The 8,117-nt window shown below is 38.4% G+C and carries 8 protein-coding genes; 6 read left to right on the top strand and 2 right to left on the bottom strand.

Going from position 1 to position 8,117, the window contains the following annotated elements:
* Nucleotides 1-200 precede the first annotated feature (200 nt).
* The 4 genes from HMPREF9075_RS11165 to HMPREF9075_RS12640 all read left to right on the top strand — a co-directional run bounded on the left by HMPREF9075_RS11165 (nucleotide 201) and on the right by HMPREF9075_RS12640 (nucleotide 3,697).
* Nucleotides 201-1,040 carry a hypothetical protein gene (locus HMPREF9075_RS11165; protein WP_009416697.1) on the top strand — a complete coding sequence of 280 codons (840 nt, stop codon included), beginning with the start codon at nucleotides 201-203 and terminating at the stop codon, nucleotides 1,038-1,040.
* 69 nt (nucleotides 1,041-1,109) lie between these two features.
* Nucleotides 1,110-1,409, top strand: coding sequence for a hypothetical protein (locus tag HMPREF9075_RS11160; RefSeq protein WP_009416696.1), 300 nt, complete (start codon nucleotides 1,110-1,112; stop codon nucleotides 1,407-1,409).
* 271 nt (nucleotides 1,410-1,680) lie between these two features.
* The gene (locus HMPREF9075_RS11155; RefSeq protein WP_009416695.1) at nucleotides 1,681-2,436 is read left to right on the top strand and encodes a hypothetical protein; all 756 of its coding nucleotides are present in this window, start codon (nucleotides 1,681-1,683) and stop codon (nucleotides 2,434-2,436) included.
* Between the two features lie 16 nt (nucleotides 2,437-2,452).
* Complete coding sequence (locus tag HMPREF9075_RS12640; RefSeq protein ID WP_009416694.1) at nucleotides 2,453-3,697, top strand: leucine-rich repeat domain-containing protein; 1,245 nt, start codon at nucleotides 2,453-2,455, stop codon at nucleotides 3,695-3,697.
* A gap of 94 nt (nucleotides 3,698-3,791) precedes the next feature.
* Here the strand turns inward: HMPREF9075_RS12640 and HMPREF9075_RS11145 are convergent, their stop codons facing one another.
* Together HMPREF9075_RS11145 and HMPREF9075_RS13615 are read right to left on the bottom strand one after the other, a co-directional pair.
* Complete coding sequence (locus HMPREF9075_RS11145) at nucleotides 3,792-5,369, bottom strand: NADP-dependent glyceraldehyde-3-phosphate dehydrogenase (protein ID WP_009416693.1); 1,578 nt, start codon at nucleotides 5,367-5,369, stop codon at nucleotides 3,792-3,794.
* A gap of 66 nt (nucleotides 5,370-5,435) precedes the next feature.
* On the bottom strand, nucleotides 5,436-5,612 hold the full coding sequence (locus HMPREF9075_RS13615; RefSeq protein WP_198144786.1) for a CAL67264 family membrane protein: 177 nt from the start codon (nucleotides 5,610-5,612) through the stop codon (nucleotides 5,436-5,438).
* A 126-nt stretch (nucleotides 5,613-5,738) separates the two neighbouring features.
* Between HMPREF9075_RS13615 and HMPREF9075_RS11140 the strand changes: the two genes are divergently transcribed.
* A complete protein-coding gene (locus HMPREF9075_RS11140; RefSeq protein WP_009416691.1) occupies nucleotides 5,739-7,496 on the top strand; it encodes an ABC transporter ATP-binding protein in 1,758 nt (585 codons plus the stop codon).
* 55 nt (nucleotides 7,497-7,551) lie between these two features.
* A complete protein-coding gene (locus HMPREF9075_RS11135) occupies nucleotides 7,552-8,037 on the top strand; it encodes a CYTH domain-containing protein (protein ID WP_034557623.1) in 486 nt (161 codons plus the stop codon).
* Nucleotides 8,038-8,117: the final 80 nt, after the last annotated feature.

Genomic DNA, 8,117 nt, shown 5'->3' with positions numbered 1-8,117 from the left:
ACCTTTTAAAATTTGGATATTAACATAGAATGTGCGACTGGTGAAAATGTTAAATTTTTCATAAACAGGTAAATTTTTTGAAATTTGTATGATATATAGATATAAGTAGAAAAAATAACAATTTTAAAATTTATAAAATATGGCAGAAGAAACAGAAATTAAAAAGGTAAAACGGATAGTTTTTACAAGTAACAGTACAGATGGAGAGCTTGAAATTGGCGATGACTCTCCTTATTGTAGTGGAGTATGAAAATGGCTCTATAGGTATTTTCTCTATGCAATGGGAAACTACTCGAACCTTGCGCGACTTTGCTGATGGAGATGCTGCTATCTCTTTTGAATATGATTGGACCTTGGAAAAGTTCACTAATACAATAAAAAAAGAAGTAGGTGAAGATGTTATAGGGATTGTTTCGAATGATTCTTGGGGAGATGCTGTTTGTGTGTATTTAGCTTCGCCTAGTGGTAGAGCTATTTGTGGTAAAACTTGGGAAGGAGATAGTGTAAAACAAGGGTTAAGAAAAATAGCTGAAAGTGAAGACATAGAATATGATGAGAACTGGAATACTCAGCAGTTTGGGAAAAACTTAATTAGTGCGTTAATAAAAAAACAACAAGAAGAATACGGTAAAAAAGTAGAGCCTAAAGAACGTATAGTTATTCCTACTAATACAGGGAGAAAATCATTAGCAGAAAACGAAAGCCTTCAGAACTATATAAATGGTTTGTTGAGTGCGCTGGAAAAGATTAAAAAGGATCAACAGTACACTTTGAGGGAATTATTTTATATAAAAAGTTTAGCAAGTAGGGCTACAGAAGAATCATTAGAGTTATTTGACTATGCAGAGTTTGATTTGGAAGATACACCAGAGGATCTGCGCCTTGAAATTATTGATGCTTTGTATGTTGATTCTTTTGAGGACGTAGAAAACTGTTGGGCAAGAGTGGATGAGACAATTTACTTAGACACTTATAACTTTCATATAGAGTATGATGGATTGACCATAAAAGCCTATAAACTTGAAGAAGAGGATTTTTAGAGATTAAATGATATAGGGGAAGCCGAAAACCTGATAGAGTAGGCAGAAATTTTTAAAAAATAATTTAGTATGTTTGTAAGAGTTAAGAACCGTAAAACTTGGCTTTATCATGATGATGGAAGGCAAGCTTATATTGTAGGAGAATCGGGAGCTGTAGATGCTTCAAATAGTGAGAAACTAATTGTCATTACTTATGAAAATGGAAAAGTAAAGAGTTATAGCATAGAAGGAGCTTACAAAATGATAATAGTCAGCAGTAATGCTATAAGAGCTTCTTTTCAAGGAGGTGATATACATGTTATGTTGGAAGATGGTACTATAGAAGTTAGAAGAAGTGATAATGGGGGACTAATACGAAAAATACATTAATTCTATCTAATCAAAAAGATATGAGATTGTTCAAAAAAAATGTACATGTTAAGTTATATTTCTTTTTTTAAAGGTAGGCGTAAAATATTCTTTACTTTTAAAGAAGACTCTGTACAATAAATAATACTTATATTCAATCTTTCTAATTACAAAGTAATAAAAGAAAAGGTACAAATACTAAAAAAAAAAAGAATTTGTACCTTTGCCGTATGGTAAGAGTTGATTAGAAATAGCAATTAGAAAAATTTATTAAACGTAAAAAATAATAAAAATGGCAGCATTAAATTTTAAAAATCCTATACAGAAAGAAAGAGAAAGCTTAGAATTTTATCTTTCTCTTCATGATATTTTTGCACAAAGGAGTGTTGATGTACTCTCTCGTAGCGACAATAAGACTATTGGGAAGGATATCTTATTTTGGGTTTATGGTAATATCCGCGTTTCGTATGATGCAATGAAGTCTTATGACGAGCAACATTTTGAAATGAATACATTTGACTTAACTTCTCTAAATATAGATTTTCATATAGCCCGGTTGCTTTTTCATTTCTTTAAAGCACATCGTCCTACTTGGAAAGTATGTTTCAAAAAAAATGTAGGAGGAGTAGTCCCCGACATCAGGATTGTGGACACAGCTGAAGAAAAAATAGTAGCAATTATTAACTTGTTATCAAAGGAATGGTTATACCCTTTTGCTACTTCAGAAAGCTTTAAAGAAAAGTTACCTAAGCCAGATGTCGAGACTTTAATAGCACAAACTAAAGAGGCATTGGAGCAAAGTGTTCGAGAATTGAAAATTAGTACAGAAGATTTTTATCTTATATTACCTACTTACTATTTAATAGATAAGAGAGATGGTAAAACTTTTGAGGAACAACGAGCTTATTTTGCAGACAAAGTAGGAATGTCTGTAGGAAATCTTATACTTCTTTCAAAAAATAGAAGCCTTAGTAGTGAAGAGATAAAAGAATCTTTACTCCCTACAGAAGACTTTAATAAAATGATAGATAAACTATTAATAAAATAGAATACAGAAGAAAAAAATGAAGAATTTTATTTATATCGCGATGGCGATAGCAGCTCCTATGGCATTGGTGAACTGCACTAAAGAAAAAACAATTGTAGAAGTACAAAAAGGGAATACTATTCTTTCGGGTACTGAAACTCCTACCGCTACTTTGGGTAATGTAGGTGATTATTATTTGAGACTTCCTGTCTATGATTTTTATGGGCCTAAGACCGCTGAGGGCTGGGGCACTCCTGTAAGCCTAAAAGGTGCGCCCGGTAATAATGGTGCTGCTGGTGAGGCAGGCACTAAAATACATTCTGGCAATGGCGCTCCTGCCGCTGACAAAGGTAAAGAAGGTGACTGGTATATAGATACCGTGAACAAACGCCTTTATGGTCCTAAAACCGCTACAGGATGGCCTATTACTTATATTGGTTTAGGGGGTAATAAGGAAGAGGAAGAACCTGACCAACCTATCACCGCTGCTGACTATGAACTAAGCCCTGACGGTAAAACATTGGTGAAGTGGAAAAATAATAAGACTAAAAACCTTGATATGCAGGCTGACCCAGTGCTGAAAAATGTAACCGCTATTGGTAACTATGCTTTTGAGGATAAGAAAAGTTTGATAACTGTTGTTTTGCCTGAAAACCTACTTACTATTGGCGATAGAGCTTTTGCTACCGATTTCTTCACAGCAGAGTCTATACTGAATGAAATAATAATTCCAATCCCTAATAAAGTAACTCATATAGGGAAAGAAGCCTTTATGAATAGAGGGATAAGTTCTCTTATATTACCTAATAGTGTAGTGAGTATAGGCGAAGGAGCTTTTGCATTCAATACTTTGAAATCCGTAGTTATTTCTAATAGTATTACTGTTATTCCTAAGAATGCTTTTCAAGCAAACGCATTTACTACGGTTACTATACCTAATTCGGTGGTTACTATAGAAGATGATGCTTTTCTTGTTGGTGAATTAACTTCAGTTAACATTCCTAATAGTGTACAGGTAATTGGAATAAATGCTTTCGATCACAATAAATTAGCTACTCTTACTATCCCTGCTACTATTAAAGAAGTAAAAGAAGGGGCTTTTCAGGATAATCGTCTTACTAGCATTACTTTTGAAGGGACTACACCTCCGATAAAAAGTGATAAGAATAGTAAAACTATTTTTGACAAGAATAGGATTCAGCATATCTATGTGCCTGCAAGTAGTGTAGCGGCTTACAAAGCATTGCTCCCTACTTATCAAAGTTATATAACTGCTAAATAGCCTATAATACCTTATAAAAAAGCACCGCTTGCCTTTATGCTTGCGGTGCTTTTGTATTGTTATAAAGGGGGAAGGTTGTTTTTTGTTATTGGGATTACAATATATAGTCGGTATTGATGAAATTGGAGGTGTTGGTATTTAGTAGGTTATCGACTATTTGCCTATTGTAATCGTTGTTTTGGAAGGATACAAATGTGCGTATAGAGAACGAGCGTAGGGCATCGTGTACGCTAAGTGTTCCTACTGCAGAGTCTTTTCGCCCAGTGAAAGGGAACACATCAGGTCCTCGTTGGCATAGGCTGTTGAGATTGACACGGCATACCAAATTGACAAGGGTATCAATAAGAGGTGCTAAGGTGTTGGGGTCTTCGCCAAAGAGGCTTATTTGTTGCCCATATTTGGAGTCGGCGATTTCGTTGATAATCTCACTGCTGTGGGTGAAAGATTTGATAGGCACGAGAGGTCCGAATTGTTCTTCGGAATAGACTCTCATTTCTTTGGTTACGGGGTACAACACTGCTGGGAAGATGAAATTCTCGGTGCGTTGTCCTCCTTTTTTATTTTGTATGGTAGCACCTTTGGCAAGGGCATCATCTATGAGCTCTTGTATGTAGGCCGGTTTTTCTACTTCGGGTAGCGGTGTGAGCATTACGTTGTCTTCCCAAGGGTTTCCGAATTTAAGTTCATCTACTTTTTGAGCGAAACGTTTGATAAATTCATCTTTAATATCTTGGTGTACGTATAGGATTTTGAGAGCTGTACATCGCTGACCATTGAATGATAGCGCTCCTTTGATGCATTCGCTTACGGCGAAGTCGAGGTTGGCATCGGGGAGGACGACCCCTGGGTTTTTGGCTTCTAATCCGAATACTAAACGGAGTCGGTTTTTGTTGGGGTGTTCGTCTTGTAGGGCGATAGCTGTTTTGCTATTTCCGATAAGGGCAAGCACATCGATTCGTCCGGTTTGCATAATAGGGGGAGCTACTGTGCGTCCTCTTCCATATAGGATATTGATAACGCCTTGCGGGAAGGCTTCTTGGAAGGCTTGTAATATGGGAGAGAAAAGTAGTACACCGTGTTTGGCAGGTTTGAAAATGACGGCGTTGCCCATTACGAGTGCAGGAATGATGAGGGCAAAGGTTTCGTTGAGTGGGTAGTTGTAGGGGCCTAGGCATAGAACAACGCCTAAGGGTCCACGGCGAATGAGGGCATATACGCCATCGCGTTGTTGGAACTTAGAAGATTCGTTGTCTAATTTTTTATAAGCTTCGATGGTGTCGTAGATGTATTCGGTGGTACGGTCGAACTCTTTACGAGAGTCGGCGAGGCTTTTACCGATTTCCCACATCATTAGTTTTACTACTTCATCGCGTTTTTTTTCCATCAGTTTGACAAACTTGAGGAGTGCGGCGATGCGGTCTTTGACTTTCATTGTAGGCCATAGTCCTTTACCTTTGTTGTAGGCATCGCAGGCTGATTGTAAGGCTTCGAGTGCTTGTTCCTTGCCGAGATAGGGTACACTCCCCAACAATGTGGGTGCATACTGCTCGGTAGAGGAAATTGTGGAGTATATATTGGTAAAATCGCCGTTCCAAGTGCGTAATTCGCCATTGATGAGGTAGGTTTGTTGTTGGAATGGTTTTACATAGTGTTCTTCTGGTATTTTATTCATAAATTTTTTATATATTTATTTTTTTCTGATTTATCTGAAGGAGTTACTTCTTAATGTTTGCTTATTTTATACTCTTCCTTTGAGGGCGTTGAAAACCCACGCTATAGCAAGAAAGCCTAGGGCTACGGTGCCAAAGCCCCAGCCTGCGACTTCGTTGTATTTGAAAGCGGCGAGGGCAAATAGTACAAGGGCTATTACTACCATTGCCAGAGCTGCCCAGCCTAATACTGTATTCTTATTCATCATAATAATTTGCTTATAATGAGTGCAAAGGTAGGATTTTTTTTTAAATAACAAATGACTAATGACAAATTGGAGTGGGGTGGGTAATTATTTATTTTTGTATATTTGCAGCCTAAAACATTGCTTATGACTCAGAAACAATCGGCGAAGGGAACCTTTCAGCAGCTTTGGTACTTTGTAAAACCTTATAAATGGGTGTTTTTGGCGGTGGCTTCATTTGTTATCTTATCGTCTTTATTTTCAACGGCTCAGCCTTATTTAATAAAGGTTGCCATAGATGATTATATTACACCTAAGAACTATGAGGGGCTGGTACGGATTATTTATTGGCTGGTGGCTTTGCTATGTGCTGAGGTGCTGATGCAGTTTTTGTTTTCATACTACTCGAATTGGCTTGGACAAACAGTGGTACGAGACATCAGAGCTGGGCTTTTTAACCACTTGCTACGCTTTAAGATGCGGTATTTTGACCGCTCATCGGTGGGGGTGCTTGTAACACGGGCTGTGAATGATATGGAACGGATTGGGGAGATTTTCAGTTCGGGTTTGTTTGAAATGGTGAGCGACTTGCTGAAAATGTTGGTAATAGCAGTGGTGATGCTTGTGATAGACTGGCGATTGGCACTTATTAGTTTTGCGGTGCTTCCGCTAATATTGCTGGCGACACGGTGGTTTCAGCGTTCGATGAACGCAGCTTTTGTGGAGGTGCGCCACGAGGTGGCTAACTTGAACTCGTTTGTACAAGAGCGTATATCGGGGATGAAGGTGTTGCAGCTATTTGCTGAAGAACAGCACGAACAGGAGCGTTTTCGGCAAATAAACGAAAAACACAAACGTGCGTGGCTGAAAACGATATGGTATAACTCTATTTTCTTTCCGATTAGTGACTTGGCGGTCTCGGTAACTATTGCGCTGATTGTGTGGTTTGGGGGGATGCAGCTGGTGAATAATTCGCTGTATGACCTTGGTAATATTTTCTTATACATACAATTTTCGCAGCAATTGTTTCGCCCTATTAGGCATATAGCAGATAAATTTAACACTTTACAAATGGGGATTATCGCTTCGAATCGTGTGTTTGCCATACTAGAAAGCAAAGAGGATATGGAAAAGGGTGGCACCAAAGAATTGTTGCCCTTGAAAGATTGTATAAGGTTTGAAAATGTGAGGTTTGCATATATTGACAATGAGGAGATATTGCACGGGGTTAGCTTTACGGTGAAACGCGGTGAAACGGTGGCTATAGTTGGGGCTACGGGTGCTGGAAAAACAACGATAGTGAATTTGCTGAATCGCTTTTACGACCTTACAGGGGGGACTATCTATATTGATGGAGTGGACATCAAAGAGTTTACTTTGGATTCGCTACGCCATCATATTGCGACTGTACTACAAGATGTATTTTTGTTTGCAGATAGTATTTTGAATAATATTACGCTGAAAAATCCTGCTATTAGCGAGGAGGCGGTAGTGGCTGCTGCTAAACGTATTGGGGTACACGATTTTTTGTGTAGCCTCCCTAATGGATACCACTACAACGTGAAGGAACGGGGTGCGATGCTTTCGGCAGGACAACGACAGCTGATTGCTTTTTTGAGGGCGTATGTGCATAGCCCTGAAATATTGATACTTGATGAGGCTACTTCATCGGTAGATTCGCACTCGGAACAACTTATACAAGAGGCTACGGAGAAAATCACTCAGGGAAGGACTTCTATCATCATTGCTCACCGCCTTACAACGATAAAAAAAGCGGACAAAATAATTGTACTTGACAAGGGTGAAATTGTGGAGGTGGGTACTCACGATGAGTTGCTGCAACTGCCTAATGGTTACTACAAGAACTTATATGAGGTGCAGTTTAATGGGGAATTAGCAAATTAGAGAATTAGCAAATTAGGGAATTAGAAAATGGGTGTGTTTTAAAATATAAATGGATATGGAGGAGATTGAAAGGAAATTTAGGGTGTGTGGTGATGTTTTTAAAACATTGGCTACTAAAAAAATACGTATTACTCAGGGGTATTTGTGTTCGGCTCCTGAACGTACTGTACGGGTACGACTGAAAGGTGATGTAGGTTTCATCACTATTAAAGGGGCTAGTAGCTGCGATGGGACGACTCGCTTTGAATGGGAAAAACCTATAGAGGCTGAAGAGGCTTTGCAACTATTGGCACTATGTGAAGAGGGGGTAATAGACAAAACTCGGTATGTGGTGCCTAATGGAAATACTTGTATAGAGGTGGATGTGTTTCACAAAGATAACGAGGGGCTTGTAGTTGCTGAAATAGAATTGGCTACTAAAGATACTCCTTTTGAACGCCCTGAATGGCTGGGAGAAGAGGTTACTGGCGATGCTCGCTACTACAATGCGATGCTTAGTAAAAATCCTTATAAAAATTGGGGTGGTTTGGAAAAAAAGTAGTACTTTTGTGGTTTGAAAAGAGATTAACGAATTAATTATTTGATATTATGGCTAGAGATATTTTACCTACTCCTATTTTG

It is taken from the genome of Capnocytophaga sp. oral taxon 332 str. F0381, assembly GCF_000318275.2.
In the GTDB taxonomy this organism is placed as follows: Bacteria; Bacteroidota; Bacteroidia; order Flavobacteriales; family Flavobacteriaceae; genus Capnocytophaga; species Capnocytophaga bilenii.
The sequence above is the reverse complement of the archived record's forward strand: the minus strand, read 5'-3'. Positions and strand labels throughout refer to the sequence as shown.